Origin of the sequence: Allobosea lathyri (assembly GCF_900108245.1) — a bacterium.
GTDB classification, from domain to species: domain Bacteria; phylum Pseudomonadota; class Alphaproteobacteria; order Rhizobiales; family Beijerinckiaceae; genus Allobosea; species Allobosea lathyri.
Genome location: NZ_FNUY01000004.1, coordinates 451307 through 477685, shown reverse-complemented (window position 1 = coordinate 477685; position 26379 = coordinate 451307). Strand labels below are relative to the sequence as shown.

Below are 26379 nucleotides of genomic sequence, written 5' to 3'. Positions count from 1 at the left end.
CGGGCTCAGACCGGTTCTGAGTTCAGGCCGGCTCTTAGTTCAGACCGGTTCTTGGCAGATGTCGATCCACTCGGCTCCGGTCAGTACAGCCATTCGCTCGGGGTTGATGCGAACGGCGCTCTGAGTCGAGCCCGCGGCGGGCACGACTTCGTCGAACGCCCTGAGCGAAATGTCGCAATAGACGGGAAGAGGTGTCGCCAGCCCAAAGGGGCAGACGCCGCCGACCGGATGGCCGGTGATGGCCGCGACTTCTTCGAGGTCGAGCATGCGCGGCTTGCCGCCGAGCGCGGCCTTGGCCTTGCGGTTGTCGAGCCGCGCGTCGCCGCGCGCGACGACGAGCACGATCCGTTCGCCGATACGCAGCGACAGTGTCTTGGCGATCTGCGCCGGTTCGACGCCATGGGCGGCGGCGGCGAGCGCCACCGTCGCGCTGCTGCCTTCGGTTTCGATGATGCTGACGTCGGGCGCGCGTTCGGCGAAGAAAGCGCGGACTGATTCAAGGCTCATGATGCACGCCTGCCGAAGGCCCAGAACATCAGCAAGGCCGCGACAGCGGGCACGCCGAAGACGATCAGGAAGATCGGAGCCTCCTGCGCCACGGTATAGCCCGCGCGGCTGACGCCGATCGCGAGATTGAGGAGGGCGGCGGCAAACCAGAGCGGAATGAAGAGCCTGGTCGCAAAGCCGATCGGGTTCGCCCGTGAAAGACTGAGCCGTGGCGCCAGGAACAGGAGCAGGCCGAGCAAGGCGAAGCCGGCGCCGATGACCTTGACCGTATGCATGCGTTCTCAGGCCTCCTTGGGGCGAAGCGAGATCGCTTCCCAGGTCGCGACGATGATGAGGATGAGGGTGGCCCCGAAGCTGAAGCCGAGCGGCGGCAGCATGGCGGCCAGGGGAGTGAGCAGCGCCAGCAGACCGAGCCCGATCATATGCGACAGCGGAAACCAGCCGGCCGTGGCTCTCTTGAAAAGGAGATTGCCGAGGAGGTAGAAGCCGGGCCCCGCGATCACAGCCAGCGCCACCTTCGGCTCGGTATGCCCGCCGGGATGAGCCAGCATGAATTCGTCGCCGACGGCGACGAGGATGATGCCGGCCACCAGCAGCAGATGGATATATGTATAGGCGACCCGGGCGATGCGGCCCGGATCCTTGGAATGGGCGATGAGTTCGCTGCCGCGTTCGGCGCCGATGTGGAAATAGATCCACCACATCGCAACCGAGCTCAGGAACGCATTGGCGAAGGCGAGCACCGTTTCGGGCGTGGCCGGAAGCTTGGCGAAGGTCGCGCCGGTGACGAGTACGGATTCGCCGAGCGCGATGATGATGAAGAGGGCGCAACGCTCGGCAAGATGGCCGCCCTCGACATCCCAATCAGCGGTCTTCGAGCGGCCGAGGCCCGGAAAGCTGAAGCCGGCGGCGGGGCCGACATATTCGATGCCGAGCGCGCAGGCCCAGAGCGCGAAGCGCAAGCCGCCTTCGCTCAGGCCGCCGGCGATCCAGAACAGGCCGGAAATCGCCAGCCAGGCGCTGATGCGCTGGAAATTGCGGAAGTTGACCGGACTGCGCTTCAGGCAGGCCATGGCGAAGAGCGACCGCCCGAGCTGGATGGCGACATAGGCGCAGGCGAAGATCAGGCCCTTTTCGCCGAAGGCTTCGGGTATCGAGGTCGACAGGAGGAGGCCGAGGAACATCAGCGCGAACAGCATCAGCCGCACCGGCGTCGCCTCGGGATCGAGCCAGTTCGTCACCCAGCTCGTATAGATCCAGACCCACCAGACCGCGCCGAGCAGGAGGGCCGCCTCTGCCAGCCCGGTTGGCGTGAAATGCTCGAGCAGCGTGTGCGAGATCTGCGTGATCGCGAAGACGAAAACGAGGTCGAAGAACAGCTCGACGAAGGAGACCTTGTTGTGCGCGTGCTCGTCGCGTTCTCGCAGCAGGTCGCGCTTGCCAGTATGTTGCGTCATGCCGTCCTCTTCCAGGCTGCGCGCACAGTAATGCGCGGCGGCGACGCGCGTCGATTCCCATCGCGCTCAAAAACGAGCGCCGTCATTCCGGGCGCTGCGAAGCGGCGCCCCGGAAGCCATCGTAGAGCTGTCAGCCTTCCGGTGGATTCCGGCCCGGCGCCGCTTTCGCGGCTTGTCTCGAATGACAGGGGTGGTTTCCGGCCTCAGTGCCGGAAGTGACGGTGGCCGGTGAAGACCATGGCGAGGCCAGCTTCGTTGGCCGCCTTGATGACTTCGTCGTCGCGCATCGAGCCGCCGGGCTGGATCACGGCCGTCGCCCCGGCCTCGGCTGCGGCGAGCAGGCCGTCGGCGAAGGGGAAGAAGGCGTCCGAGGCAACAACCGAGCCCTTTGCGAGGCTCTCGGCCGATCCAAGCGCCCTGGCAGCTTCGCCAGCCTTCCAGGCGGCGATGCGCGAGGAATCGACGCGGCTCATCTGGCCTGCGCCGATGCCGACGGTGGCGCCGTTCTTGGCGTAGACGATCGCGTTCGACTTGACGTGCTTGGCGACCCGGAAGGCGAAGCGCAGATCGGCCAGTTCGGCTTCGCTGGGCTGGCGCGTGGTCACGACCTTCAGATCCATGTCGTCGACGACGGCATTGTCGCGTGCCTGCGCCAGGAAGCCGCCGGACACGGTGCGCAGCGACAGGCCGGGGTTGCGCACATTGGGCAGGCCACCGGTCAGGAGCAGGCGCAGGTTCTTCTTGGCGGCAATCAGCGCGATCGCCTCCTCGTCGGCGTCGGGCGCGATGATGACCTCGGTGAAGACCTCGACGATCTTCCGGGCCGCCTGTGCATCGAGCTTGCGGTTCAGTGCCACGATGCCGCCGAAGGCGGAGACGGGGTCGCAGGCCAAGGCCCTGTCATAGGCTTCCAGGAGCGTGCCGGCGCTGGCAACGCCGCAGGGGTTGGCGTGCTTGACGATGACGCAAGCCGCGGCGAGCGCCGGATCGAACTCGGCGACGCATTCGAAGGCGGCGTCGGTATCGTTGATATTGTTGTAGGAGAGCTGCTTGCCCTGAACCTGCCGGGCAGTCGAAACGCCGGGGCGCTGCTCGGGCGTGCGATAGAAGGCGGCCCATTGATGGGGGTTCTCGCCATAGCGCAGGGCTTCGGCAAGGCCGCCGCCGAGCGCGCGATAGGCCGGGGCGGTGTCGCCGAGCTCGCCCGCGAACCAGTTCGAGATTGCGGCGTCATAGGCTGCGGTGCGGGCATAGGCCTTCTGCGCCAGCTTGCGGCGCAGGGTCAGCGTGGTCGCGCCCTTCTGGGCTTCGAGATCGCTCAGTACCGAACCATAATCCGAGGGCTCGACCACGACGGCAACGTCGTGATGGTTCTTGGCGGCGGCGCGGATCATGGCGGGGCCGCCGATGTCGATGTTCTCGATGCAATCGTCGTAGGCTCGGCCCGCGGCGACCGTTGCCTCGAAGGGGTAGAGATTGACGACGAGCAGATCGATCGGCGCGATGCCGTGGCCGATCATCGAGGCCTGGTGCTCGGGATGCGAGCGCACCGCCAGCAGGCCGCCATGGACCTTGGGGTGCAGGGTCTTGACGCGCCCGTCCATCATTTCGGGAAAGCCGGTCAGGTCCGAGACGTCGGTGACGGGCAGGCCGGCTTCGCCCAGCGCCTTCGCCGTGCCGCCGGTCGAGACCAGCGCGATGCCGAGGCGGTGGAGGGCGCGCGCGAAATCGACCAGCCCCGTCTTGTCGGAAACGGAAAGGAGAGCGCGTTCGACGCGGCGAAGCTCTGTCGGCATCGGTTCATGTCCATGACTGGATTCAGGAAACTGTCGCGCGCCGGCTATCATGTTGCGGCGCGAAAGCAAAGCGCGCCGCCGTCGGATGGTCAGGCTTCCGGGGCCAGTTCGTCAAGCGGGAGCGGCTCAGAGACGGCGCTTTGGGTTCTGCCGCTGCGTGCGCTCGAGGTGCTGACACGGTTGAAGCGCCATTCGACCCGCGGTGTCGCGACCGCATCGAAGGCGACGCTCAGTTGCTCGGTCTGGCGTCGGCCATCGGCGGAAGCGAGGAAGATGCTCTCCTCGATCGCAATCGCCAGATCCGAAGCCTCGAAGGCCCAGACCTCGCCCGAAGGCAAGGCGAGCAGCGCGCCCTTGCCCTCACGGATTAGGCTTGCCCTGACTCCCGGGTGGAGGTGGAACCGAATGACGGCCGGCAGGCTGGAATGCGTTCCCGACAAGGCGATCTCGTCCTCGCCCGAGAGGGATGCGCCGTCGCGCGCGAGCAGCAGCCGGCGGGTGTGGACGGCGCCGAGGCTGCGGCGGTAGCCATCATGGCTTGCGACCCATTCCTGCCCGGCTTCGCTGTCCTGGCGGGCGAGGCGCACGTCGGAGGGGCCGGCGACGATCCGCATTTCGCCGAGCACCATGCCGAAGGTGGCGCTCGAACGGTCGTTCAGGACGAGGGTGGAGTGCGCCGCCGTGCTGCGCGCCGCCAGCCGCAGCGGAGCCGGGCCGAAGCGGCTGTTGCCGCAATTGACGACGATGCGCTGGGCCGCGCTGGAGAACTCGAAGGAGAGGCAGCCGGCATGGGCCTCGACGGAGTGAGCGCCGCGTGGCGGAGCGCCGGCATCGACGACCACGATGCTGCGCTCGCCGCTCAGGCGGCTATAGCCGGAATAGGCGGCCTGCTCGATCGGCCGCGCACGCGCATCGTCATAAGCCGCCAAGGTCGCCATCAGGTCCGGCGGCGTCGTGCCCATGCCGTTGAACAGAGCGAGCGCCCCGTCGCCGTGCCGGAACAGGCGCAAATGCGGCATCATCCGCTCGATGGCGGTCAGCACGCCGCGCGGCGGCTCCAATCCGCGTGCAGCGAAGGTCTCGCGCAGGGGCAGGAGATCGAGCAGCAACTCGATCAGCAAGCGCGGATTGCGCGAGAGATGGCCGCCATCGGGCAGGATCTGGTGGGAGAGCTCGTCGGAAATCAGGAACTCGATCCGCCGGCGCCTGTTGTCCTGGCCGTCAAGGCAGATCGCCGCAAAGGCTATGGCGATCATGCAGTTGAGGCGCGCTACGCCGTCCACCGCACCGGCCAAAGCAAGGCTGAGCCTCTCGGTCAGGCGCGAAACATGGCGCAGGAAGCGCTCGTAGAAGACGTGATCGGCGCCTTCGAGCAGGAGCGGGGAGTGCGACAGGAAGGAGATCAGGCGCCGCGCCGCGACGGCCGGGCGACGGGCGATCTCGCTGCGGTCACGCCGCTTCGTGATGAAGTCGTCGACCAGAGCGCGCGCATTGGCGCGGGCGATCGCGGTGTCGGCGGCGCGCATATGGCGCAGCCAGCTGAAGCCGTGCAGCGCCTCGGCCCACGCCTCGCTCGGCGGCTCGGCGTCAAACGGGGATTCGCCGTGGGTCCGCATCGTGCGCCCGGCGAAGGCGTAATAGCCCGCATAGATGTCGCTGGCCGTCGTGGGGTCGGCGGTGCGCAGATCATGCGGCGCAAACAGCAGGCGGGTGGCTGTAGCGCGGCCGAAGGGCCAGAGCTTGCGGGCTGCGCCGACGAACTGGCCACGGGTGCGCCGCGCCGCCCGCCCGACCGCAGCCTGGGCAAGTCCCTTTCGCTCAGACCAGCCGCTCAATGCCTCAGTACGCTCCGTCCCGACACGCGGCGCCCCCGCCGCGCGAATCCCGGCTTTGTCATAGCCTGATCAGGCGGCTTGCGTAAAATCCTGTCCATCCCGAAAGGCGCGGGGTTTCGTGCTTGAGCTGGTGGGGCAGGGTGCGCAGATCGCCATTGCGGTCGATCGCTTCGGACAGTCCGCCGATTTCCTCGGGCGTGATGGGCGCGCGCGCGAAATCCGGATGCTCGGCGAGGAATATCTCGATCTGCTCTTCACCTTCCTGCGGCTCGAGCGAACAGGTGCAGTAGACCAGCCGGCCGCCGGGCCTGACCAGCCGCGCCGCGGCCTCCAGAAGCCTCGCCTGCAAGGCGGCCAGCTTGTCGCGATCCTCGGTCGTCTTGGTCCAGGCGACGTCAGGGTGGCGGCGGATCGTGCCCGTTGCGCTGCAGGGCGCATCGAGCAGGACTGCGTCGAAAGGTTCTGCCTGCCAGGTGGTGGCGTCCTTGGCGACGATCTCGGCGGAGAGGCCAAGTCGTTCCAGATTGGCCCTGAGCCGGCGCAGGCGTGGCCCGGAGCGGTCCACGGCCGTGACGTTGGCTCCCAGGGCCGCGATCTGGGCGGTCTTGCCGCCGGGCGCGGCGCAGAGATCGACGATGCGTTCGCCGGCCTTGGGCGCAAGCAGGCGCACCGGCAGCGCGGCGGCGGCGTCCTGCACCCACCAGGTGCCTTCATCGAAGCCGGGCAGGCCGGTGATGCCCTGGCGCTCGCGCAGGCGGATCGAGCCGGTCGGCAGCAGAAGACCGTCGAGTTTCTCGGCCCAGCCCGAGGCGTCGTCCTTCACGCTGATGTCCAGCGGCGGCTCGTCGCGATGGCTTGCGGCGATGGCGGCTGCCGTCGCCTCGCCATAGGTCGCCCGCCAACTCTCGGCGAGCCATTCAGGCGTGTCGATGAACGGATCGACGGCCTCCGACAGGATCGCATCGCGTTCGCGGGCGAGACGGCGCAGCAGCGCGTTGCCGAGCGAGACATAGCGCGAGGAGCGGGCGTCCTCGTGCAGATGCCGGATCGCGAGATCGACGGCAGCGTGGTCGGGCACATCGAGGAACAGGATCTGCGCAGCGGCGGCCACCAGGATCGGCTCGAAGGGACCGGAATTGCGCGGGCTGCCGCGTTCGAGCCGGGCGTTGATGGCGTGCTGGATCGTGCCGAGACGGCGAAAGGCCGTGATCGCGATGGCGCGGGCCAAGGCTGCATCCGCGGCGTCGAGCCCGAATGCCGGGCTGAGCCGCTCATAGGTTTCGTCCAGCGCGAGCCGGGCCTTGAGCACCTCGTCGATCAGCGTCGCGGCCAGGCGACGCGCCGGCAGGCCGGGCACGTCCTCGCCGGTCTTCGGCTCGGTCTCCGGCATGCTGCCGGTATTTCCCTGATCTGCCATGTCAGCCCCAGGGGCCGCGCTGATGCGGGCTGTTCCACGGGCTCTGACTGGCCTGGCCGACGAATCCACCCTGCGGCGTGCGGCCGACGCCCATGGCGCGGGCCTGCTCCATCAAGGCGGCGATACGATTGCCCGTATCCGGGTGTGTCGAAAACAGGGAATCCATGCCGCGTCCGCTCAGGGGGTTGATGATGAACATGTGCGCCGTAGCAGGCTTCGCCTCCGCCGTCTCGTTGGGAATGTGCTCGACGGCACCCGCAATCTTGGCCAGCGCGTCCGCGAGCCAGACCGGGTTGCCGGCAATCTCGCCGCCAAGCCGGTCGGCCTCGTATTCGCGCGAGCGTGAGATCGCCATCTGGATCACCATCGCCGCCATTGGTGCGAGCACGGAAATCAGGATCTGCACGATCATGTTGGGCCGGTTGTCGCGCGAGCCGAAAAACATGCCGAAAGTGGTGAGCGAGGAGATCGCACCCGCCATGGTCGCGGTGATCGTCATCGTCAGCGTGTCGTGATTCTTGATGTGGGCAAGTTCGTGCGCCATCACCCCGGCAAGCTCCTCATAGCTGAGCGTGCGCAGGATGCCGGTCGTCGCCGCGACCGCTGCGTTTTCCGGATTGCGACCGGTGGCGAAGGCGTTGGGCTGGTCTTCCTGAATCAGATAGACGCGCGGCATCGGCATGTTGGCGCGGGCCGCGAGGTCGCGCACCATGCCGTAAAGCTCCGGCGCGGTCGTAGCGTCGACTTCCTGCGCATTATGGGCGGCGAGCGCGAGTCTGTCGGAATTCCAGTAGCTGAAGAGATTTGTCGCGGCCGCGATGGCGAGCGCGATCAGCATGCCGCCAGCGCCGCCGAGCAGGTAGCCGACCACGCCGAACAGCGCGGTGAGGCCGGCCATCAGCATGAAGGTGCGGACGTAGTTCATGGTGCTCCCCTTGAAGGTTGCGAGCATGTCAGGGCGATTTTACCCCTCCCGCAGCGCGGATTTGCACCTTATGTGGTGAAGCGCATGCCGATCCCGCAAGAGAGACCAGTGCCGATGCCGAGTAAAAGCCCTCCGGAACCGCCCGTGGAGACTGCTCCGGCGAAGCCATTGCCGCCGGCGGCAAAGCGCGCGCTGGCCGAGGCGCAGGCCCGCCGAGTCGAAATCGACGCGCGGGCGTCCGAGGTGTCGAAGGACCGCGAGATCAACGGGCGCGGCGGGCTTGAGCCGGTTCGCTATGACGATTGGGAAGTGAAGGGCATCGCGAGCGATTTCTAGCTGAAGATCGCGCTTCGGCTGCGAAGACGGCCGGATTTGCTCCGAGGTTATTGCCAAGCTCCGATCGCCCGGCCAAACAGGTGTCGGCAGGCATCGGATCATTGGCCTATGAATAGCGACGACAAACGTCTTGCGGCGCTCCGGCGACTTCTCGCGGAAGCCCATCAGAAACTCGGGTTGAAGCTCGGCTTCAAGCTTTGGGACGGCAGTCATGTACCGGCGGGCTGGCCTGAAGGGGGCATCACGATTGCCCTGCGCGATCCCGGCGTGGTCTCGGCTCTCATCCGCAAGCCCAAACTCGATACGCTTTTGAACCTTCATATCACCGACCGGATTTCGCTCCTCAACGGCTCGATCTTCGATCTGGCGGGGGCGCGGCCGGAGGGCAAGGTCGGGCGGCTGGCCCGAACGATCCCGAAAGGCGCGGTCTTCGACGTGGTCAGGCGCTTCATCTTCGCGCCTGGCGCTGCGCCCAGCTCTGTCGAGCATCTCAAGGGCGATGAGATCGCCCGCGACGGGGCGCCTGCGACGAACAAGGCCAATATCGCCTATCACTACGACGTCTCGAACGCCTTCTACCGGCTCTTCCTCGACGAGGAGATGGTCTACACCTGCGCCTATTTCACCGAGGATCACGGCGATCTCGAACGCGCCCAGCGCGACAAGCTCGACATGATCTGCCGCAAGCTGCGCCTCAAGCCCGGCGACCGCTTCCTCGATATCGGCTGTGGCTGGGGCGCGCTGGTCTGTCATGCCGCCCAGCATTACGGGGTCGAGGCGCATGGCGTGACGCTGGCCGAGGAGCAGCTGGCGCTGGCCCGCGAAAAGGTTGCGCGGCTTGGCCTGGAGGACAAGGTCACGCTCCATCTCAAGGACTTCACCCTGATGGAGGGCGAGTTCGACAAGATCTCCTCGATCGGCATGTTCGAGCATGTCGGCATCGCCAATCACCCGACCTATTTCAAGGCGGTGAACCGTCTGCTGCGTCCGCGCGGGCTTTATCTGCATCACTGCATTTCGCGCCGGGCCAAGAAGACCGACAAGGCGTTCAACAAGATGCCGGCGGAATACAGGGCGCTGGTGCGCTACATCTTTCCGGGCGGAGAGCTCGACCATCTGGGCATGTCGATCGCCAATCTCGAACGCAACGGCTTCGAGGTGCATGATGTCGAGGGTTGGCGCGAACACTACCAGCGCACGACGCGGCTGTGGTGGGAGCGGCTGGAAGCGCGCAAGGCCGAGGCTGAAGCCGAGATCGGACCGGAGCGCACGCGGATGTGGCTGCTCTATCTCGCGGGGTGTTCGCTGGCCTTCGAGCGCGGCGGAGCGATGGTGAACCAGACCCTGGTGTCGAAGCGCCGCAAGGGCGCTTCCGGGTTGCCCCTGACGCGTGGCGATCTCTATCAGCCGGATTGAAGCCAGGGTCGGCTGCTAGCCGACCAGCTCAATTCCTGACGAGTGGTGGGGAAGATGCCCGGGGCAGGCCCGGGCATGGCGGGCAGCCGTCGCGCTCACTTCTTAACGAAGAGGTCCAGCTTCCCGTAGTGCTCGGCCAGCAGATAATAGAAGGTCAGGCGCGACTTGGTCTTGTCGGCCTTCATGTGCTCGCAGGTCGCCTTGATGGTAGCGTCGAGGTCAGCGGTTTTCAGGCCGAGCTTCTTCTTCAGGAAATTCTCGCGAACGCGATCGAGTTCTGCCGGGTCGGAGCAGGCAACGAAGCGCGTATCGGCTTTGCCCATGACGAGCGCGTAAGATTTCGACATTCCAGCAAAGGCCGGCTCATTGAGCGGCTTCTTGGCAAATTTCTTGACGTCGGCGAGATGATCCATCTTTAGCCCCCTCTTGGCCCGGCAACACTGCCGGGCACCCTGTGGTGTCGCGGCGGGACGTTAACGCGCTTTTTTGTCGCAGGCGAGAGGGCGCGGCCCGTTCCGGTTGCTTTTTAATTGCGCAATACGTGCCCTGATCGGGGAGCTGCAATGCACTGGCGGGATGTCGGCCCCCGCGCCGATGCCGGTTGAGCCGATCGCGCTCCTATGATGCGGTGCAGCACAAGGTGGAGGTGCTGCCCGATGAAGCCGACGATACTGATGGCGCCGCGCATGCCGGCGCGTCTCGTGGAGCGGTTGCAGGAGCACTATACCCTGCTGGGGCCGATGGAACGCTCCGCGCCCGAAGCCCTGCCGGCTGGCGCCGATGCGGCGCAGGCTCTGCTCACGATCGGCACGCAGAAGACGGATGCTGCGCTGATCGATGCGCTGCCCGGGCTCAGGCTGATCGCCTGCTACGGGACGGGTATCGAAGGTGTCGACCGGGCTCGTGCCAAGGCGCGCGGCATCCTGCTGAGCAACGCCGCCGACGCCAATGCGGCGAGCGTCGCCGAGTTCGCGATGGGATTGCTGCTGGCTTCGGCGCGGCAGATCGGGGCGGCCGAGCGTTTCGTGCGCGCCGGCCGCTGGAAGGGCAATGCGGTCGAGCGCATGGCCTATGTGCCCGGCCTGGCAGGCCGCAAGCTCGGCATCTACGGTCTGGGGGCGGTCGGAAGCCGTATCGCCAGCCGCGCCGCCGCTTTCGAGATGAGCATCGGTTATCACAACCGCTCGCGGCGTGACCTGCCCTATCTCTATCATGACAGCCTGCTGGGTCTGGCTGAATGGGCGGATGTGATGATCGTAGCCGTGCGGGCGAGCGCCGAGACCCGCCATGCGATCAATGCCGAAGTTCTGAAGGCGCTGGGCCCGCAGGGGCATCTCGTCAACATCTCCCGAGGCATCGCCGTGGACGAGATCGCCCTGTGCGAGGCGCTGGAGACTGGCGTGATCGCGGGCGCCGCGCTCGATGTCTATGAACATGAGCCTTTGGTGCCCGACAGGCTGAAGGCGCTCGACAATGTCGTGCTGACACCGCACATCGCCGCCAATGCCGAGACCGCGCAGATCGCCCAGCAGGATCTGATGTTGGCCAATCTGGCGGCATTCTTTGCCGGGAAACCGCTTTTGTCGCCTGTGGCGCTGTAGCGCTTCAGGGCAGGACGACGACCGGCGTGCCCATGCGCACACGCTCGTAGAGGTCGGATACGTCCTGATTGTGCATGCGGAAGCAGCCATAGGAGGCGGCCGTGCCGATCGTATTGGGCATATTGGTGCCGTGGATGGCGTATTCGCCGCCGGGGCCGAGGCCGATGACGCGCGCGCCCATCGGATTGCGCGGCGAGCCGCCGGGGATGACGTCGGGCAGGCGGGGATTGTCGCGTCGAACCGAGGCCGGCGGGCTCCACGCCGGATCGACCTGCAGCTCCTCGACATATTTGACGCCACGCCACTGTTTGCCCGCCTTGCCGACGGCGATGGTGTAGCGGATCGCCTCGCCGGGCGCGGTGACGAAATAGAGCCGCCGCTCGCCGGTGCGGATCACGATCGTGCCGGGGTAGTAGCGCGCATCCTGGGTCTGCACGATCTCGCGGGCCTGCGCCGGGGCCGTGATGGCGACGGCAGGGAGCAGGCCGATGGTGGCCGCGAAGAGAAGGTCGATCGGAGTGTGTCGTCTGGTCACGATGTGGGGCTCCCGAACGGAAATCTGCGGGAGATGTCGCGCCGATCCTGTGAATCGGCGGTTGAGCGATATGGTGAAGCCGCGATTCACGATGAATCACGCGTGAAACGCAGCTCAGGCGCGTAAAAGCTTTATCCGCTCGAGCGCGATATCGATGTCGCCTTCTGCCAACGCCACGCCGAAGCCAAAGCGCAGGATGTCGCCGCGGTGGTCGGTGGCGATGCCGAGCTTTGCGAGGCTTGCTTCGAGTGCGCCGGCCGCTGGAGTCCGGAAGGCCAGGAAATTGCCGTGGGCGGCGATGTCCTGCAGCGGTGTGATGAGGCTGTCCCGGCTCAGCTCGGCCAATTGCAGGCCATCGAGCCCGGCAAGGAAGCGCTGCATCAACGCGACGGCGTGGCCGTGGATGCTGAAAGCGTCGAGGTTCTCGGTGGCCATCCACTCAAGCACGGCCCGCATGCGGTAGAGGCCGGACGGGTCGAAGGTCGCGCCCATGAAGCGGCCGCCATCGGCGGAGTAGCCGATGCTGCTGCCGGGCGGTGCGGCGAGTGCGCCGAAGGCCGCGAACCAGCCAGTGTCGCGCGGGCGCGGGCCGAAGCCGGGCGGGCAGTGCATGAAGCAGCAGCCTTCGCCCGCCATCGCGTATTTATAGCCGCCGGCGATGTAGAAGGCGCGGTTCGCGATGCCCGACAGGTCCGTCGGCAGCGCGAGATAACCGTGATAGCCGTCGATCGCGAACAGGGTTTCGCGCGATGGCACGGCATCGGCCAAGGCGGCGAGATCGCCCAATGTCGCGCCCGAATTGAACAGGACCTGGCTGACATAGATCAGGTCGTGGCCGCCCGCTGCAATGGCCGTGCGCAGGCGTTCGGCCAGGGTCGCGAAGGGCTCGGCTGGGACCTCGTCGATTTCGATCAGGCCGTCCTCTGCGAGGCGGCCGAGTTGCCGCCGGGCGGTGTGGAATTCCGCGCTGGTGGTCAGGATGCGCGGAACGCGGTCTTTCGGCAGGCAGGAGAGCAGCCGGCGCAGGAATTCATGCGTGTTCGGCGCGAAGGCGATAGTGGTGGGATCGGGCAGGCGCAGATGCCGCGCGATGCCGGCCTGCACGGCGGGGATCACCTCGCCGAAGACCACATCCCATTTGTCGCCGGCAAGGCGAGCAGCATCCGCCCAGGCTGTCTCCTGGGCCTGATAGGTCACGTCCGGCCAGTCATGATGGCTGTGGGCGGCAAGGTTGATGCGATCGGGCGCAGCCCCCCGGAAGCGCGCGAAAGCGCCTGTCCAGTCGCCGGCCTCTGTCATCACGCTGCACCATAGCTGAAGCCCATGCGCCGGCGCACATCCTCGGGCAGGGCCGGCAGATCGCGGCCGGCCAACAGATAGGTCGAGAGGTGGAAGAGGTCGATGAAGATGCGGTGTTTTTCGGCGGTGGCGCGCAGATAGCCATGGCCGGACGAACCGCCGGTGCCGGGCCGGACGCCGATCATGCGCTCGACCATCAGGGCATGGCGCAGGCGCCAGAGCGTCAGGCTCTCGTCGATGTCCATCAGCGCCTGCAGCAGACGGAAGGGCAGTTGCAGCACCGGCATGTCGCGATAGAGCGAGATGAACAGGGCGGCCTCGATCGCGGGAGCCGACATGCGCCAGGTCGAGGCAGCGGCGTCCGGCTCGAACAGGGCCCGGAAATTGCCGAGAGCCTTTTCGATCGCGGCAGCATCCGCCTGACGCTGCGGTTCGGGCACGGCAGCGTCGGCAACCACGCTGGAGGCATCGCGCGTGAGGGCGGCGATCACGGCAGCCCGATAACTCTCGCGGAAGCGGTAGTCACCCAGCGCCACAAAGGGCGTGCGCGACAGCCAGGCGTCGAGCTGGGCCAGGAGAGAAGGGCTGCGGTCGGCCTTGAGCTTGTCGCGGTCCTCCGGTGCGAGGCGCTCGCTCATGCTCTGGTCGTCGATGCGGATGCGCAGGGCATCGGCCAGGCCGAGCCGCGTCTCGATCAACCTGAACTGCACCGACTGGAAGCCGGAGGCCGGGGTCAGGAGATCGCGGAATTCGAGGAAGCCGGCCGGCGTCATCGTCTCCAGCACGTCGAGCTGGCCGACAAGCAGCTTCAGGATCTCATGGATGCGGCTGAGGCCGGCCGTGATGCGGCCGAGATGCTCGTCGGCGACGGGGCTCGCCGCGAAATCCTGCTGGATCCGGTCGAGCTCATGCAGGATCTGACGGAACCAGAGCTCATAGGCCTGGTGGACGATGATGAAGAGCATCTCGTCATGCGCTTCAGCGCCGGCCTTCAGGCTTTCGGGCGCCTGGCAGGACAACAGCCGGTCGACCTGGAGATAGTCGCCATAAGACAGCCTGCGCGGTGCGCCCGTCATGATCGCTTTCCCGCTATGTCGCCCGAGTTATTTCAAGCTTAAAATAACTCGAGGCAGCGATCAAGCGGCGGGAAGCGCGCGGTGCTGCTGCGGCAGAAGGAAGGGCAGGCCGGGCGCCGGCGCGCGGCTGAGCGAGAGATCGACCTTGAAGACCTGGCGCAGCAAGGCATCGTCCAGCGTCTTGGCGGGCGGCCCCTGCGCGATGATACGGCCCTGATCCATCACCACGAGATGGTCGGCATAGGTCACGGCGAGATTGAGGTCGTGCAGTACGACGAGGACCGCGACGCCGCGCGCGGCAATGCTGCGGGCCATGTCGAGCAAGGCGAGCTGGTGGCAGAGATCGAGGCTCGCGATCGGCTCGTCGAGGAAGAGCACCTGCCGGCCGGCGACGCTGCGGCCGGCCTCGAGCTGGCACAGCACGCGCGCGAACTGGACGCGCTGCTGTTCGCCGCCTGACAGGGTCTGGTAGCGCCGTCCCGCGAGATCGAGCACGCCGGCCGCTGCGAGGCATTCCGCGACGAGCGCCTCGCGACGCTGGCGCGGCAGGGCGCGGCCGACACCGTCGGCGCCGAGATGCACGACTTCATAGACGCTGAACGGAAAGGCCAGCCGCGCATGCTGCGCCATCACCGAGCGCAGGCAGGCAAGCCGCCAGGCCGGAATCGCCTGCAAGGCCTCGCCATCGATGAGAATCGAGCCGGCCGACGGTTTGACCTCGCCCGTCAGCAGTTTCAGCAGGGTGGATTTGCCGGCGCCGTTGGGCCCGATCAGGATCGTGGTGGTGCCCGGCGCGAGGTCGAGCGTGGCGTCGTCGACGAGCATGCGGCCATCGGCAGCATAGCCGAGACCCTGGCCGGAGATGATGGCGGTTTCAGACATCGAGCGCACTCGAACGGCGCAGCAGCAGCCACAGGAAGAAAGGAGCGCCGATCGCGGCGGTGACGATGCCGATCGGCAATTCGGAGGGCGCCACGATCAGCCGCGCGACGATGTCGGCGGCAACCAGAAGGATCGCCCCGCCAAGCGCCGAGAGCGGCAGGAGCAGGCGGTGATCGGGGCCGATGGCGAGCCGGATCAGATGGGGCACGACGATGCCGACGAAGCCGATCAGCCCGGCGGAGGCGACACTGGCGCCGACCGCCAGCGCGACCAAAACGATGGCCATCGCCTTGATGCGCTGGACGGGGATGCCGAGGTGATAGGCCTCGGCTTCGCCCAGCATCAGCCCATTGAGGCCACGCGCGAGAAAGGGCATGGCCAGCAGCAGCGGCAGCACGATCGGCGCGACGGCGGCGAGCTTGGTCCAGCTGGCACCCCCGAGGCTGCCGAGCGACCAGAAGGTGAGATCACGCAATTGCCGGTCGTCGGAGATGTAGGCGAGGAGGCCGGTCAGCGCGCCGGCCAGCGCGCCGAGCGCGACGCCGGCCAGCAGCATGCTCGCGACCGAGGTGCGGCCCTGGCGGGTCGCGATCAGATAAAGCGCCAGCGTCGAGGCCAGCCCGCCGCAGAAGGCGCCGAAAGGCAGGACTGCGAAAGGCAGCTTCATCGCCATGCCCGTCAGGAAACGGTCACCCAGTACGATGGTTGCAGCTGCGGCCAGCCCCGCGCCGGCGGAGACGCCGACGAGGCCGGGATCGGCCAGCGGATTGCGGAACAGCCCCTGCATCAGCGCGCCGGAGACGGCAAGCGCCGCGCCGACCAGCAGGCCGAGCAGCACGCGCGGCAGGCGGATATTGAGCACGACGAGGACGTCGCGCCCTTCCAGCAGGGTCGTGTCGCCGCTCAGGCGGGCCATCAGGATTTCGGCGACGCGGCCAGGCGCGATCGCGATCGCACCCTGGCCGATCGCGACCAGCGTCAGCACGATGCAGGCGAAAGCGAGCCCGACGACGGTGAACACCGCTACGCGTCGCCGGCCCGCGATCAGCGAGGCAAGCGCCGGCGCAAGCATGGCGGTTGGCGCTGGCGAGGCGATGGTCACGGAGCCGCCGCCGTCTTGAGCTGCGGGATCGCGGCTTCCGGATAGATCGCCGCCATCAGGTCGCGGGCAGCCATCGGCGCGCGCGGGCCGAAGCCCAGCAGATAGAGCCCGTCCATCCTCACGAGAGACCTGGCCGTTGCGGCAGGGGTCTGGGAAAAGGACGGCATGGCGAAGAGCTCGTCGGCAGGCGCGTTATGGCTGCTGCTATGGCTCATCATGACGATGACTTCAGGTGCTGCGGCGATGATCGCCTCATCGGTCATCGGCTTGAAGCCTTCGATGTCGCTGGCGACGTTGATGCCGCCTGCAAGGCCGATGATCGCGTCGGCCGAGCTGTTGCGGCCACCCACGAGCGCGCGTCCATTCTGCAGCGACAGCACGAACAGCACGCGGCGCTTCCTGGCGATGCCGGAGCGGACGGCGGCAAGCTCGTCGAAGCGTGCCTTCGTCTGGGCCGCCAGGCGGCGTGCGGGCTCGACCGCGCCGACGACCGCGCCGATCGCCTCGATCTTGGTCGCCACGCCCTCGGCGGTGGTGTCGTCGGGGATGCGGGCGAGCCTGACCCCGGCTTCGTTCACCAGCGAGATCGCATCCGGCGGGCCCGCGCCCTGGATGGCAATGACCAGCGAGGGCTTGAGCGAGAGCACGCCTTCGGCCGACAGCGCGCGGACATAGCCGACATTGGCTTTCTGCTTCAGCGCCTCGGCCGGGTACTGGCTGGTGGAGTCGACGCCGGCGATCTTGTCCTGCAGGCCCAGTGCATAGATCACTTCGGTGACCACGCCGCCGACCGCGACGATGCGCTCGGGCGTCTGTGCCAGCGCAGGGCCGGCAAAGGGCGATGCAAGGCTGCCCGCGGCGAGAAGCGTCAGCGCGATGGCGGCGCCGAGTTCGCGCCGATCCAGCCGGCTGCGTTTTGCTGGGCTGGCGGTCGAAGGGGCCAAAAGAGCCGGGAGGGCGGGGCGGCCGAACATGATCGCGTCTCCTCATGGCGGCGTGTCGCATGACCGGCTTCTCAGCCGATCCGATGGGACGCCAGCATTGCGTGCGGTTCGCCAAGTAATTGTCAGTTTTTAATTATTCAAAACTAACAATTACAGCGGCGTTGTTGACGTTGATATTCAGCTTTACTAGAACGGGTCAAGGGCGATGCGCCGTCAGGCGCGGCCCGTTTCGCATGCCAGCAAGGTGCGTCAGCGCTCAGCCAGCCGCCATATTTTCCGGTTCGGGGCCCGTGTTCTGCAATGTCTGCAGGACAACGGTCTTCAGAACCGCCTCATCGTCGCAAGGATCGCACCGCATGTTTATCGCCATGAACCGCTTCAAGGTCGTCAAGGGAGAGGAAGCCGCCTTCGAGACGGTCTGGTCCTCGCGCAAGACGCGTCTCGACGAGATGCCGGGATTCCTCGCCTTTCACCTGTTGAAGGGTCCGGAAAAGGAGGATCACACGCTGTACTCCTCCCATACCAGCTGGGCATCGAAGGATGATTTCGTGGCCTGGACCAAGTCCGAGCAGTTCCGCGAGTCGCATCGCAATGCCGGCCAGCCGCGCGAGAAGCCGATGTATCTCGGGCATCCCGAATTCGAGGGCTTCGAGACCGTGCTGAGCGAAGCCAATCCGCACCAGCCGCGCCAGGCCGCCGAGTAAAGAGAACGACATGTCGATTTCGCAGGCAGGCGCGCCGGTTTCCGCCGCGCAGGATCCGATCGAGCGTGCCAGGCTTACGCTGGCGGAGAAGCCCGACGCCATGGTCGAATCGGTGGCGCGCGAGGTCGGCGTGCCGACACGCGCGGTGCTGGATCTGATCCCGGCGCAGGAGCGTCTTGTTGTCGCGCCGGAGCGCTTCGAGGCGGTCTGGCAGGAGCTGGCGACGTGGGGAACAGTGCTGTTCCTCGTCCATACGCCCGATATCGTGCTCGAATGCGAGGGCTCGCTGCCGGTGGGCTCGTTCGGCCATGGCTATTACAACATCCATGGCGACAGCCCGATCGGCGGGCATATCAAGGCGGCGAACTGTGTCGCCATCTATGTGGTCGACCGCCAGTTCCCGAAGCGCCGCGTCTGCTCGGTGCAGTTCTTCAACGGCGCTGGCGAGGTCATGTTCAAGGTCTTCGTCAGGCGCGACGCCAATCGCGAACTGCTGGCCGACCAGCTTGCGCGCTTCGAGGCCCTGAAGGGCACATTCGGCTGAAGGGTGTGACGATCGTGTCGCATAATTGCGCCACGATCTTGGTAGAAGCGCATCGCTCCCCGCTTCGATGATCGTGATGACCCGTCTTAAGCCATCGTTAACCATACTGGCGCAGCGTGCCACGCAGAGAGCCGATCTCTCGTGATCGTTCCTGCCGATCGAGTGTCGAGTTCGCCTCGCCGCCATGACCAGCAGGAGGTTGGCGAGGCCGGCTTGTTCGATATCCCGACCGTGGATGTGGACATGGCAGCTCATGTGATCATGGAACGCGCGGCCTTTCCGGCCAGCGCGCCTTCCGTGGCGGCCGTGCCAACCCGTGCTGTTGCCCAAGAGAAGGCGTCTGCGACCCGCAAAAGCCTCACTGCGGGGCTGATGCTGGCGGTGCGCTTCATCCAGGCGCGCTTCATCTCGGTCTGGGGGTTGCTGGTGGCCGCGGCGCTGTGCCCGCCCCAGGCCTTCGCGGATTTCGCGGTTTTCTCGGCTTTCGCCAATTTCGTCGCGATCGCGGCCTTGATGCGGCTGGAGGCGATTTTCTTCCAGACCAGTGACCGGGATCGGCTTGGCCGCGCCTTCCGGTTGGCTCTCGCTGCGGGCACGGCTTTTCTCGGGCTTGTCGCCTGTGTCGTGATTGCGGGCATGGCTCTGGATTGGATCGAGCCGTCGGTCGCGCTGCTGTTCCTGGTCTCGCTGACGGGCCGGAGCGTCCTTCGGCTGCTCTGGTCGGAGGCGACCGCCGAAGGCGATTTCAAGGTGATCGGCAACAGCAACGTCGTGCAGGCCGTGGTGCAGCCAGTCCTGATGCTTCTGTTGATCTGGTCGCTGGGGGCGAATTCGTACGCCCTGTTCCTGGCCGATGCGCTCGGCCATGCCGTCGCGGCCACCTATCTCATCTGGCTACGGCGCAAGGCGCTGGTTGCGCTGGTGCGGCCGCGATTCTGGTCACTCAGCGAATTGCTGGCGTCGGCGATCCGGTGGCGCGATGCCCCGCGCTACCTTCTGCCCTCCGCCTTGCTGTCCTATGGCTTTACGATCGCCCCGCTGATGGCGCTGCCCTATGGCGGCAACCCGCTGCTGGCCGCCCATGTCGCCTTGGCGATGCGGTTGCTGGACGTGCCGACGCAGATGTACGCGACGGTTTCAGGTCCGCTGGTTCTCAACCATCTGCGCGCGCTGCCGGAGGCGAAGCGGCAATCATGGGTCCGTCTCGTGACCCTTGGTCTCATCGCCGGTGCGGTGGCGCTATTCGGCGGCATCGCGCTCGTGGCGCTCGGCGTCGATTCGATGCTTGCTGACGGGCAATGGCGAGGCGTCGGCGAGATCGTCGCGATCATGACGCTGTTCTATTGCGGGATCGCGCTGGTGTCGCCCTTGCACGACATTGCCTCCCTGTCGCGTCATCCGCTCCAGCATGTCGCGACCAATGCGGTCGCGCTGCTGGCGGCCGCGCTGGTCATGCTCTGGTTTGGAGCGCTGTCGATGCCGCTGCTCTATGTGCTCGGCATCGTGTCGCTGGCGCGCATGCTGGCGCAAATCCGCTTCGCCTGGACCCGTCTGGGACCGGAGGGATCGCCGATACTCAAGCCCGAGATGAGCGGCTGAGGCGCGAGCCCCGGCGTTCTACTCCCGCCGGATCAGCCGGTCGGCGATCATCGAGGACAGGAAGCCCGGCTTGAACTCGCGCTCGAGGCGTTCGGGATCGTAGGCCGTCTCGACCCAGTCCAGGAAGGCGATGCCTTTCGCCGCACCTTCGCGCCGATAGGTATCGAAGAACGCATCCAGGATGCCCGTCTTGGCGAAGCGGAAATGCCCGTAGCGCAGCGAGAGCTGGCGGGTCGCCTCATCCAGTGGTCGTTCCTCGTGGATCAGCAGATAAAGCGCCGCAAAGAAGCCGGCGCGGTCGGCGCCCGATTTGCAGTGGACCAGCGCCGGCTCGGTCAGCGTCGCGAAGAACGCCTTGCTGGCCAGAATGGTCTCGCGCTCGGGGGCCCCGCGCGAGCGCAGCACGAAATCGACCAGCGCGATGCCATGGCGCTCGCAGGCCTCGCGCTGCAGTGGCCAGGAGCCGTGTTCGCGCCCGCCGCGCAGGTTGACGATGGTCTTGACACCCTGGCGGGCAAACCAGGCGATCTGACCCGGCGCAGGCTGCGCCGCCCGCCAGAGCCGTGGCGTGACGCGGTGCGCGTTGAGATAGGCCAGCCGGAAGATGCCGTGGTCGACCAGCAGCATGTTGGCCCAGGCGCGAAGGCGCGCGGCACGGCCCTCTATCGGCCGGTCCCAGCGCGCTATGCGGGCCATCCGCCGCGCATAGCGTTCCTCGTCGGGGCGCAGGCGGCTCAGCAAGGCCGGCTCCCATTCATGATCTGATCTCGCTCATTTTTCATGCCCGCCGATATCAGCGGTTGCGGTGCTACGCAAATTTGTGGCTCAAGGTCGGGCTTGGCCTTTGTGCTCTAAACGCGCATAAGGCGCCCGGATTTCCCTATCGATAGGTTACGACATATGCGCCTCGACGCCATCTCCATCGGCAAGAACCCTCCGGACGAAGTCAACGTGGTCATCGAGGTGGCCATTGGCGGCGAACCCATAAAGTACGAGATGGACAAGGAGGCCGGTACGCTTTTCGTCGACCGCTTCCTCTACACGCCGATGCGCTATCCCGGGAATTACGGCTTCATTCCCCATACGCTGTCGGAAGATGGCGACCCTTGCGACGTGCTCGTCGCCAACACCCGGCCGCTGATCCCCGGCTCCTATATCGCGGTCAGGCCGATCGGCGTGATGATGATGGAGGATGAAGGCGGCGGCGACGAGAAGATCATCGCGGTCCCCGTTCCCAAGCTGACCAAGCGCTATGAGAACGTGCATAATTACACCGATCTGCCCAAGATCACGCTTGACCAGATCCAGCACTTCTTCGAGCACTACAAGGATCTCGAGCCCGGCAAATGGGTCAAGCTGACCGGCTGGGGCGATGCCGCCAAGGCCAAGGAGCTGATCCTCGAGGCGATGGAGCGGGCCAAGGCCGCGAAGGCCTGAGGTCTCATTCCCGGGTCGCGCCTTACGCGGACCCGGGAACCTCTTCGCCCGGAGACGCTCGGGACAGGCCCGAGCGTCACAGCGATCCGGCCTTATGCGTCGATCGCCTCGCCGAGCGCCACGACGCGCTTGGCCATGTCGGCATGCAGCCGCTCAACCATGCGGCCGTCGAGCTGGATTGCGCCCTTATCGGCATTCTCCGGCTGATCGAAGGCGGCAATGATCGCCCGGGCTCGCGACAGTTCCGCGCCATCGGGCGCGAAGACGGCATTGGCGGCAGCGACCTGGCCGGGATGGATCAGCGTCTTGCCATCGAAGCCGAGGTCGCGGCCCGCCTCGCATTCGGCCCTGAAGCCGTCCTCGTCCTTGAGATCGTTGTAGACGCCGTCGACGATGTCGATGCCGTAGGCGCGTGCCGCCAGGATTGCACTGGTCAGCCAGGGCAGCATCGGCGCGCGGCCGGGCACGAAACGGGCGCGTGTCTCCTTGGCGAGATCGTTGGTGCCCATCACGAAACAGGACAGCCTTGTCGTGGGATCGCGCGCGGCCCGTGCGATCCGCTCGATATCGAGGATGGCGAGCGGGGTCTCGATCATCGCCCAGATCCGGATCGCCGGATCGGCCCAGAGACCGGTCAGCTGCGCGCCGATCTGCTGCAAGGTCTCGGGCGCCGAGATTTTGGGGATCAGGATGGCGTCGGGCTTGGCTTCGGTGGCGGCGGCGAGATCGTCCATGAACCAGGGCGTATCGACACCGTTGACGCGGATGACCAGTTCGCGGCGGCCATAGCCGCCGGCCTTCACGGCGGCGCAGACCTGCGCGCGCGCGGCCTCCTTGACGTCGGGGGCAACCGCGTCTTCCAGATCGAGGATCAGGGCGTCAGCCGGGATCTCGCGGGCCTTTTCGAGGGCGCGAGCGTTGGAACCCGGCATATAAAGCACGCTGCGGCGCGGATGGATCGTGGTCATGGTTGTCTCCTGACGTCTGTCGGCCATGTTGTATTGCACTGCACACCAGACGCAACGCAGATGCAATGTGAGTCATGCGAAAGGCGCATGGGGGAGCGGAGATGGTCTGGATCGCAGGTGTCGATGGCTGCAAGGCGGGCTGGGTAGCAGCTTTGGTCGATTCAGCCGGGAGCGAGCCACCGGTCCTGCGCGTGGTCTCCAGCTTTACCGAACTGTTCGTAGGGGAGAATTCGCCCGCGATCGTCGCGGTGGACATGCCGATCGGCCTGCCGGATCGGGTGGAGGGCTCGGGGCGAGGGCCGGAGCAGCTGGTCCGGCCGCAGCTGGGCCAGCGGCAATCCTCGGTCTTTTCCATCCCCGCGCGGGTGGCTGTTCATGCAACGGAGTATCTGCAGGCCTGCCGGCTGGCGCTGGAGACCTCGACACCCCCGCGCAAAGTGTCCAAGCAGGGCTTTCATCTTTTCCCGAAGATCCGCGAAATCGATGCCCTGCTCAGGGCGAGTCCGCCCCTGTGCGAGCGGGTTTTCGAGGTCCATCCCGAACTGGCCTTCGCGACCATGCGCGGCGAGGCATTGACGCATCCCAAGAAGATCAGGGGCGCGATCAATCCTTTGGGCATGGCCGAGCGGCGCGACCTCCTGATCGCAGCCGGTGTTGCGCCCGAAAGCGTCAATGCCCGGCCACCAAGGGGCGCGGCAGCGGACGATGCGCTCGACGCGTTGGCTGCACTGGTCGTCGCCCATCACATGCTTGCCGGGCGCGGAATCTCCTTCCCCGATCCGCCCGGACGCGATAGCCACGGACTTCCCATCGCGATCTGGACCTTCAAGCCCGATCGCCTGCCTTCACAGGATTTCGCCATGACCGACCGTCCCGTGCCGCGCCCGATGATCGAGGCCGCCGCTGAGCGCATCGCCGGCCACGCCCGCGTCACGCCGGTGATGCGGCTGGACCAGGGGGCCTTCGGCTCGCACGCCGATATCTCGCTGAAGCTCGAATGCCTGCAGCATGCCGGCTCGTTCAAGACGCGCGGCGCTTTCAACAACCTGCTCTCGCTGCCGGTTCCGCCGGCAGGCGTTGCAGCGGCCTCGGGCGGCAATCACGGCGCGGCTGTCGCTTATGCAGCGCGTGAGCGTGGCGTGAAGGCGACGATCTTCGTGCCGGAGATTTCACCGGCTGCGAAAATCGAGGCGATCCGCCGCTTTGGTGCCGAGGTCGTCATCGGTGGCGCGCAATATGACGATGCGCAGGCCGCCTGCGACCGTTTCGTCGCCGAGACCGGCGCGTTGAAGATTCATCCCTTCGCAGCTGCAGAGACGATTGCAGGCCAGGGCACGCTTGGGCGCGAATGGCAGGCGCAGGAGCCCGATCTCGACACGGTTCTGGTCGCAGTCGGTGGCGGTGGCCTGATCTCGGGCATCTCCGCCTGGTTCGCCGGCACGAGGGTCAAGGTCGTCGGTGTCGAGCCGGAAGGTTCGCGCGCGCTTCAGGCGGCGCTGGAGGCGAAGGGGCCGGTCGAGGTCAAGGTCGCCTCGGTTGCCGCCGATTCGCTCGGCGCGCGCAATGTCGGGCCGCTGGTCTACGAGGTCTGCAAGGACGCGGTCGATCATGTCGTGCTCGTGCCGGACGAAGCGATCACGCAGGCGCAGGCGACGCTGTGGCGCGATTTTCGGCTGGCGGTGGAACCCGGCGGCGCTGCGGCGCTCGGGGCCCTGCTGAGCGGAGCCTACAAGCCCGCGCCGGGCGAGCGGCTCGGCGTGCTCGTGTGCGGGGCGAATGTCGATCTGGCGAAGCTGGCAGTGTTGCTGGGGTAGGTTTCAGGAGCAAGGACCTTGCAGGAGATGGTCGGCTCAAGGCCGACCATGACTCTGCCGGTCATGTCAGGGCTGGACGCCTGACTATGCGGCAGCGCACACTCTTTCGCGCAGCAGACGAGAGAACCCATGTCCGAGCCTTTGCCCAAGACCAATCCCGGCCGTTTCTTCGAGGATTTCAATCTCGGCGAGACCATCGTGCATGCGACGCCGCGCACGGTGACGAGCGGCGATGTCTCGCTCTACACCGCATCTTACGGGTCTCGTTTCGCGGTCCAGTCGTCGGATGTCTTCGCCAAACAGGTCGGCTATCAGGCTGCGCCGGTCGATGATCTGCTGGTCTTTCACATCGTCTTCGGCAAGACGGTGCCCGATATCTCGCTGAATGCGGTCGCCAATCTCGGCTATGCCGATGGCCGCTTCCTCAAGCCGGTCTTTCCGGGCGACACCTTGTCGACCACGTCGGAAGTCATCGGCCTGAAGCAGACCTCGGCGGGCGATTCCGGCATCGTCTATGTCCGCTCGATCGGGCGCAACCAGCATGGCCAGATCGTACTCAGCTATGCGCGCTGGGTTCTGGTGCGCAAGCGCCATCCCGGGACGCCCGCCCATGCCGAGCAGGTGCCCGAGCTCGCCAAGGCGGTGCTTGCGGAGGAGCTGGGAGAAGGCTGCCCGTCGATCGAGCTCGCAGCCTATGACGACGCGCTCGCGGGTTCGCGGTTCCGCTGGGGCGACTATGCGGTGGGCGAGCGCATCGATCATATCGACGGCATGAGCGTCGAGGAGGCCGAGCACCAGATCGCGACGCGCCTGTACCAGAACACGGCCAAGGTGCATTTCGACGCCTATGGCGCGCGCGATACGCGCTTCGGCAAGCGGCTGATCTATGGTGGCCACGTCATCAGCCTGGCGCGGGCGCTATCCTTCAACGGACTGGGCAATGCCTTTCACATCGCCGCGATCAATGGCGGGCGCCATGTCGCGCCGCTCTTTGCGGGCGATACCGTCTATGCGTGGAGCGAGGTGATCGCGACGGCCGAGCTGCCCGGCCGCAACGATGTCGGGGCGCTCAGGCTCCGGCTGGTGGCGACCAAGAACCTGCCCTGCAATGAGTATCCGCTGAAGTTGGGCGACCAATATGCCGTCGGCGTCGTCCTCGACTTCGATTATTGGGCGCTGGTGCCGCGTTAACTCGCCGGGCTGTAGGATGACCGCGCATGGGCGGCGTATGAGGTAAAGTTACAGCTTTCAAATTCTGTAACTTCATATCTCTCGTGTCGCATTGCAGCACGGTTCGGGTTTCGTTACAGAGCCAATCACTCTAGAACAATCCCAAATGGATGAGGCTCGCTGCCGGGCCTGTGGAGTCGGAGAATAATTTTGGCCGAGGTCAAGCCGGCGGCGCGCCCGCTATCACCGCATCTGCAGATCTACCGCTGGTCCTGGACCATGGCGATGTCCGTCATCCACCGCGCCACCGGCTGCGCGCTGTATGCCGGCACCGTGTTGATCGCGGCCTGGCTGGTGGCGGCGGCGTCCGGTCCTGCCGCCTTCGAGACGGCTCAGTGGATCGCAGGTTCGATCCTCGGTCGCCTCGTCCTGTTCGGTTATTCCTTCGCGCTGCTGCATCACATGGTCGGTGGCCTCAGGCATTTCGTCTGGGATCTGGGCTATGGCTACGAGCCGGAGACCCGGATGAACCTGGCGAAATACAGCGTCTTCGTGTCCGGCGGGCTGACGCTGCTCGTCTGGATCGTCGTGCTGGCGACGCGTTGAGGAGCTGAGATCATGCTGTCCGAATCCTCCATGCGCACCCCGCTCGCCCGCGTCCGTGGCCTCGGCTCGGCCAAATCGGGCACCGGGCATTTCTGGCTGCAGCGTGTCACCGCTGTCGCCAACGTCATCTTGACCATCATCTTCCTGGGCGTGGTGATCGCGCTGGTCGGCAAGCCCTATCCGGCGGCGATCGCGCTCCTGTCCCATCCGCTGGTGGCGATCCTGATGCTGCTCTTCGTCGTCTCCGGCGCCGTGCATATGCGGATCGGCATGCAGGTCGTCATCGAGGATTACATCCATGGCGAAGGCGCCAAGATCGCAGCCGTGATGGCCAATACCTTCTTCGCGATCGCGATCGGCGCTGCCTGCGTCTTCGCGCTGCTGAAGCTCTCGTTTGGAGGCTGATCCG

At 66.2% G+C, this 26379-nt stretch carries 27 protein-coding genes; 11 read left to right on the top strand and 16 right to left on the bottom strand.

The features are described from left to right. Positions 1-39 precede the first annotated feature (39 nt). The 7 genes from C4S73_RS12695 to htpX form a co-directional block, all read right to left on the bottom strand. Complete coding sequence (locus C4S73_RS12695) at positions 40-507, bottom strand: YbaK/EbsC family protein (protein ID WP_103872845.1); 468 nt, start codon at positions 505-507, stop codon at positions 40-42. Next, the gene (locus tag C4S73_RS12690; RefSeq protein WP_103872844.1) at positions 504-782 is read right to left on the bottom strand and encodes a hypothetical protein; all 279 of its coding nucleotides are present in this window, start codon (positions 780-782) and stop codon (positions 504-506) included. The genes C4S73_RS12695 and C4S73_RS12690 overlap by 4 nt, the downstream gene beginning before the upstream one ends. 6 nt (positions 783-788) lie before the next feature. Next, complete coding sequence (locus C4S73_RS12685) at positions 789-1964, bottom strand: low temperature requirement protein A (RefSeq protein ID WP_103872843.1); 1176 nt, start codon at positions 1962-1964, stop codon at positions 789-791. 203 nt (positions 1965-2167) lie between these two features. Beyond that, positions 2168-3760: a bifunctional phosphoribosylaminoimidazolecarboxamide formyltransferase/IMP cyclohydrolase gene (purH, locus tag C4S73_RS12680; RefSeq protein WP_103872842.1), complete on the bottom strand. Its 1593-nt coding sequence runs from the start codon at positions 3758-3760 to the stop codon at positions 2168-2170. Between the two features lie 89 nt (positions 3761-3849). Then, positions 3850-5595 carry a heparinase II/III family protein gene (locus tag C4S73_RS12675; RefSeq protein ID WP_103872841.1) on the bottom strand — a complete coding sequence of 582 codons (1746 nt, stop codon included), beginning with the start codon at positions 5593-5595 and terminating at the stop codon, positions 3850-3852. A 58-nt stretch (positions 5596-5653) separates the two neighbouring features. Next, positions 5654-7012 carry an RsmB/NOP family class I SAM-dependent RNA methyltransferase gene (locus tag C4S73_RS12670; protein WP_244595577.1) on the bottom strand — a complete coding sequence of 453 codons (1359 nt, stop codon included), beginning with the start codon at positions 7010-7012 and terminating at the stop codon, positions 5654-5656. Position 7013: 1 nt separating this feature from the next. Next, positions 7014-7937 carry a zinc metalloprotease HtpX gene (htpX, locus tag C4S73_RS12665; protein ID WP_103872928.1) on the bottom strand — a complete coding sequence of 308 codons (924 nt, stop codon included), beginning with the start codon at positions 7935-7937 and terminating at the stop codon, positions 7014-7016. A 114-nt stretch (positions 7938-8051) separates the two neighbouring features. Here htpX and C4S73_RS12660 point away from each other — a divergent pair, with 114 nt between their 5' ends. After that, positions 8052-8273, top strand: coding sequence for a DUF1674 domain-containing protein (locus C4S73_RS12660; RefSeq protein WP_103872840.1), 222 nt, complete (start codon positions 8052-8054; stop codon positions 8271-8273). A 108-nt stretch (positions 8274-8381) separates the two neighbouring features. Continuing rightward, positions 8382-9689 carry a class I SAM-dependent methyltransferase gene (locus C4S73_RS12655; RefSeq protein ID WP_103872839.1) on the top strand — a complete coding sequence of 436 codons (1308 nt, stop codon included), beginning with the start codon at positions 8382-8384 and terminating at the stop codon, positions 9687-9689. A 95-nt stretch (positions 9690-9784) separates the two neighbouring features. Here C4S73_RS12655 and C4S73_RS12650 read toward each other — a convergent pair whose 3' ends face one another. Further along, positions 9785-10102 carry a DUF2853 family protein gene (locus tag C4S73_RS12650; RefSeq protein ID WP_103872838.1) on the bottom strand — a complete coding sequence of 106 codons (318 nt, stop codon included), beginning with the start codon at positions 10100-10102 and terminating at the stop codon, positions 9785-9787. 243 nt (positions 10103-10345) lie between these two features. Here C4S73_RS12650 and C4S73_RS12645 point away from each other — a divergent pair, with 243 nt between their 5' ends. Beyond that, a complete protein-coding gene (locus tag C4S73_RS12645) occupies positions 10346-11290 on the top strand; it encodes an NAD(P)-dependent oxidoreductase (protein WP_103872837.1) in 945 nt (314 codons plus the stop codon). A 4-nt stretch (positions 11291-11294) separates the two neighbouring features. Here the strand turns inward: C4S73_RS12645 and C4S73_RS12640 are convergent, their stop codons facing one another. From C4S73_RS12640 to C4S73_RS12615, 6 genes are all read right to left on the bottom strand, one after another. Further along, on the bottom strand, positions 11295-11828 hold the full coding sequence (locus C4S73_RS12640) for a L,D-transpeptidase (protein WP_425290342.1): 534 nt from the start codon (positions 11826-11828) through the stop codon (positions 11295-11297). Between the two features lie 111 nt (positions 11829-11939). Then, positions 11940-13124: an aminotransferase class V-fold PLP-dependent enzyme gene (locus tag C4S73_RS12635; RefSeq protein WP_103872836.1), complete on the bottom strand. Its 1185-nt coding sequence runs from the start codon at positions 13122-13124 to the stop codon at positions 11940-11942. Continuing rightward, complete coding sequence (locus C4S73_RS12630; protein ID WP_103872835.1) at positions 13124-14200, bottom strand: tryptophan 2,3-dioxygenase family protein; 1077 nt, start codon at positions 14198-14200, stop codon at positions 13124-13126. The genes C4S73_RS12635 and C4S73_RS12630 overlap by 1 nt, the downstream gene beginning before the upstream one ends. Positions 14201-14260: 60 nt before the next feature. Next, a complete protein-coding gene (locus C4S73_RS12625; protein ID WP_103872834.1) occupies positions 14261-15082 on the bottom strand; it encodes a heme ABC transporter ATP-binding protein in 822 nt (273 codons plus the stop codon). Continuing rightward, positions 15075-16154 carry a FecCD family ABC transporter permease gene (locus tag C4S73_RS12620; protein WP_103872926.1) on the bottom strand — a complete coding sequence of 360 codons (1080 nt, stop codon included), beginning with the start codon at positions 16152-16154 and terminating at the stop codon, positions 15075-15077. The genes C4S73_RS12625 and C4S73_RS12620 overlap by 8 nt, the downstream gene beginning before the upstream one ends. A 26-nt stretch (positions 16155-16180) precedes the next feature. Next, positions 16181-17158: a heme/hemin ABC transporter substrate-binding protein gene (locus tag C4S73_RS12615; RefSeq protein ID WP_103872833.1), complete on the bottom strand. Its 978-nt coding sequence runs from the start codon at positions 17156-17158 to the stop codon at positions 16181-16183. Between the two features lie 326 nt (positions 17159-17484). Here C4S73_RS12615 and hmuQ point away from each other — a divergent pair, with 326 nt between their 5' ends. The 3 genes from hmuQ to C4S73_RS12600 all read left to right on the top strand — a co-directional run bounded on the left by hmuQ (position 17485) and on the right by C4S73_RS12600 (position 19975). Next, positions 17485-17832: a heme-degrading protein HmuQ gene (gene hmuQ / locus C4S73_RS12610; protein ID WP_103872832.1), complete on the top strand. Its 348-nt coding sequence runs from the start codon at positions 17485-17487 to the stop codon at positions 17830-17832. A 10-nt stretch (positions 17833-17842) separates the two neighbouring features. Then, positions 17843-18376 (top strand): heme utilization cystosolic carrier protein HutX, encoded by a 534-nt coding sequence (hutX, locus tag C4S73_RS12605; RefSeq protein WP_103872831.1) that lies wholly within the window; start codon positions 17843-17845, stop codon positions 18374-18376. A 243-nt stretch (positions 18377-18619) separates the two neighbouring features. Beyond that, positions 18620-19975, top strand: coding sequence for a hypothetical protein (locus tag C4S73_RS12600; protein ID WP_146071342.1), 1356 nt, complete (start codon positions 18620-18622; stop codon positions 19973-19975). An 18-nt stretch (positions 19976-19993) separates the two neighbouring features. On the opposite strand, the gene C4S73_RS12595 is transcribed toward C4S73_RS12600, so the two are convergent. Continuing rightward, positions 19994-20716: a fused DSP-PTPase phosphatase/NAD kinase-like protein gene (locus C4S73_RS12595; RefSeq protein WP_244595576.1), complete on the bottom strand. Its 723-nt coding sequence runs from the start codon at positions 20714-20716 to the stop codon at positions 19994-19996. A 159-nt stretch (positions 20717-20875) separates the two neighbouring features. On the opposite strand from C4S73_RS12595, the gene ppa reads away from it, so the two are divergent. Next, complete coding sequence (gene ppa, locus C4S73_RS12590) at positions 20876-21412, top strand: inorganic diphosphatase (RefSeq protein WP_103872829.1); 537 nt, start codon at positions 20876-20878, stop codon at positions 21410-21412. A gap of 92 nt (positions 21413-21504) precedes the next feature. Here ppa and C4S73_RS12585 read toward each other — a convergent pair whose 3' ends face one another. Beyond that, positions 21505-22380 (bottom strand): HpcH/HpaI aldolase/citrate lyase family protein, encoded by an 876-nt coding sequence (locus C4S73_RS12585; protein WP_103872828.1) that lies wholly within the window; start codon positions 22378-22380, stop codon positions 21505-21507. A 101-nt stretch (positions 22381-22481) separates the two neighbouring features. Between C4S73_RS12585 and C4S73_RS28995 the strand changes: the two genes are divergently transcribed. The 4 genes from C4S73_RS28995 (at position 22482) to sdhD (ending at position 26375) form a co-directional block, all read left to right on the top strand. Then, positions 22482-24194 (top strand): serine/threonine dehydratase, encoded by a 1713-nt coding sequence (locus tag C4S73_RS28995; protein WP_160115754.1) that lies wholly within the window; start codon positions 22482-22484, stop codon positions 24192-24194. A 129-nt stretch (positions 24195-24323) separates the two neighbouring features. After that, positions 24324-25385: a MaoC family dehydratase gene (locus C4S73_RS12575; RefSeq protein WP_103872826.1), complete on the top strand. Its 1062-nt coding sequence runs from the start codon at positions 24324-24326 to the stop codon at positions 25383-25385. 186 nt (positions 25386-25571) lie between these two features. Next, positions 25572-25970, top strand: coding sequence for a succinate dehydrogenase, cytochrome b556 subunit (sdhC, locus tag C4S73_RS12570; protein WP_200828006.1), 399 nt, complete (start codon positions 25572-25574; stop codon positions 25968-25970). 12 nt (positions 25971-25982) lie between these two features. Next, positions 25983-26375 (top strand): succinate dehydrogenase, hydrophobic membrane anchor protein, encoded by a 393-nt coding sequence (sdhD, locus tag C4S73_RS12565; protein ID WP_244595575.1) that lies wholly within the window; start codon positions 25983-25985, stop codon positions 26373-26375. Positions 26376-26379 lie beyond the last annotated feature (4 nt).

What these genes read in the sequence shown, in the direction of transcription:
- C4S73_RS12695 (WP_103872845.1), bottom strand. Translation starts at nt 507, where the DNA reads ATGAGCCTTGAATCAGTCCGCGCTTTCTTCGCCGAACGCGCGCCCGAC.
- C4S73_RS12690 (WP_103872844.1), bottom strand. Translation starts at nt 782, where the DNA reads ATGCATACGGTCAAGGTCATCGGCGCCGGCTTCGCCTTGCTCGGCCTG.
- C4S73_RS12685 (WP_103872843.1), bottom strand. Translation starts at nt 1,964, where the DNA reads ATGACGCAACATACTGGCAAGCGCGACCTGCTGCGAGAACGCGACGAG.
- purH (WP_103872842.1), bottom strand. Translation starts at nt 3,760, where the DNA reads ATGCCGACAGAGCTTCGCCGCGTCGAACGCGCTCTCCTTTCCGTTTCC.
- C4S73_RS12670 (WP_244595577.1), bottom strand. Translation starts at nt 7,012, where the DNA reads ATGGCAGATCAGGGAAATACCGGCAGCATGCCGGAGACCGAGCCGAAG.
- htpX (WP_103872928.1), bottom strand. Translation starts at nt 7,937, where the DNA reads ATGAACTACGTCCGCACCTTCATGCTGATGGCCGGCCTCACCGCGCTG.
- C4S73_RS12660 (WP_103872840.1), top strand. Translation starts at nt 8,052, where the DNA reads ATGCCGAGTAAAAGCCCTCCGGAACCGCCCGTGGAGACTGCTCCGGCG.
- C4S73_RS12655 (WP_103872839.1), top strand. Translation starts at nt 8,382, where the DNA reads ATGAATAGCGACGACAAACGTCTTGCGGCGCTCCGGCGACTTCTCGCG.
- C4S73_RS12650 (WP_103872838.1), bottom strand. Translation starts at nt 10,102, where the DNA reads ATGGATCATCTCGCCGACGTCAAGAAATTTGCCAAGAAGCCGCTCAAT.
- C4S73_RS12645 (WP_103872837.1), top strand. Translation starts at nt 10,346, where the DNA reads ATGAAGCCGACGATACTGATGGCGCCGCGCATGCCGGCGCGTCTCGTG.
- C4S73_RS12635 (WP_103872836.1), bottom strand. Translation starts at nt 13,124, where the DNA reads ATGACAGAGGCCGGCGACTGGACAGGCGCTTTCGCGCGCTTCCGGGGG.
- C4S73_RS12630 (WP_103872835.1), bottom strand. Translation starts at nt 14,200, where the DNA reads ATGACGGGCGCACCGCGCAGGCTGTCTTATGGCGACTATCTCCAGGTC.
- C4S73_RS12625 (WP_103872834.1), bottom strand. Translation starts at nt 15,082, where the DNA reads ATGTCTGAAACCGCCATCATCTCCGGCCAGGGTCTCGGCTATGCTGCC.
- C4S73_RS12620 (WP_103872926.1), bottom strand. Translation starts at nt 16,154, where the DNA reads ATGCTTGCGCCGGCGCTTGCCTCGCTGATCGCGGGCCGGCGACGCGTA.
- C4S73_RS12615 (WP_103872833.1), bottom strand. Translation starts at nt 17,158, where the DNA reads ATGTTCGGCCGCCCCGCCCTCCCGGCTCTTTTGGCCCCTTCGACCGCC.
- hmuQ (WP_103872832.1), top strand. Translation starts at nt 17,485, where the DNA reads ATGTTTATCGCCATGAACCGCTTCAAGGTCGTCAAGGGAGAGGAAGCC.
- hutX (WP_103872831.1), top strand. Translation starts at nt 17,843, where the DNA reads ATGTCGATTTCGCAGGCAGGCGCGCCGGTTTCCGCCGCGCAGGATCCG.
- C4S73_RS12600 (WP_146071342.1), top strand. Translation starts at nt 18,620, where the DNA reads ATGGCAGCTCATGTGATCATGGAACGCGCGGCCTTTCCGGCCAGCGCG.
- ppa (WP_103872829.1), top strand. Translation starts at nt 20,876, where the DNA reads ATGCGCCTCGACGCCATCTCCATCGGCAAGAACCCTCCGGACGAAGTC.
- C4S73_RS12585 (WP_103872828.1), bottom strand. Translation starts at nt 22,380, where the DNA reads ATGACCACGATCCATCCGCGCCGCAGCGTGCTTTATATGCCGGGTTCC.
- C4S73_RS28995 (WP_160115754.1), top strand. Translation starts at nt 22,482, where the DNA reads ATGGTCTGGATCGCAGGTGTCGATGGCTGCAAGGCGGGCTGGGTAGCA.
- C4S73_RS12575 (WP_103872826.1), top strand. Translation starts at nt 24,324, where the DNA reads ATGTCCGAGCCTTTGCCCAAGACCAATCCCGGCCGTTTCTTCGAGGAT.
- sdhD (WP_244595575.1), top strand. Translation starts at nt 25,983, where the DNA reads ATGCTGTCCGAATCCTCCATGCGCACCCCGCTCGCCCGCGTCCGTGGC.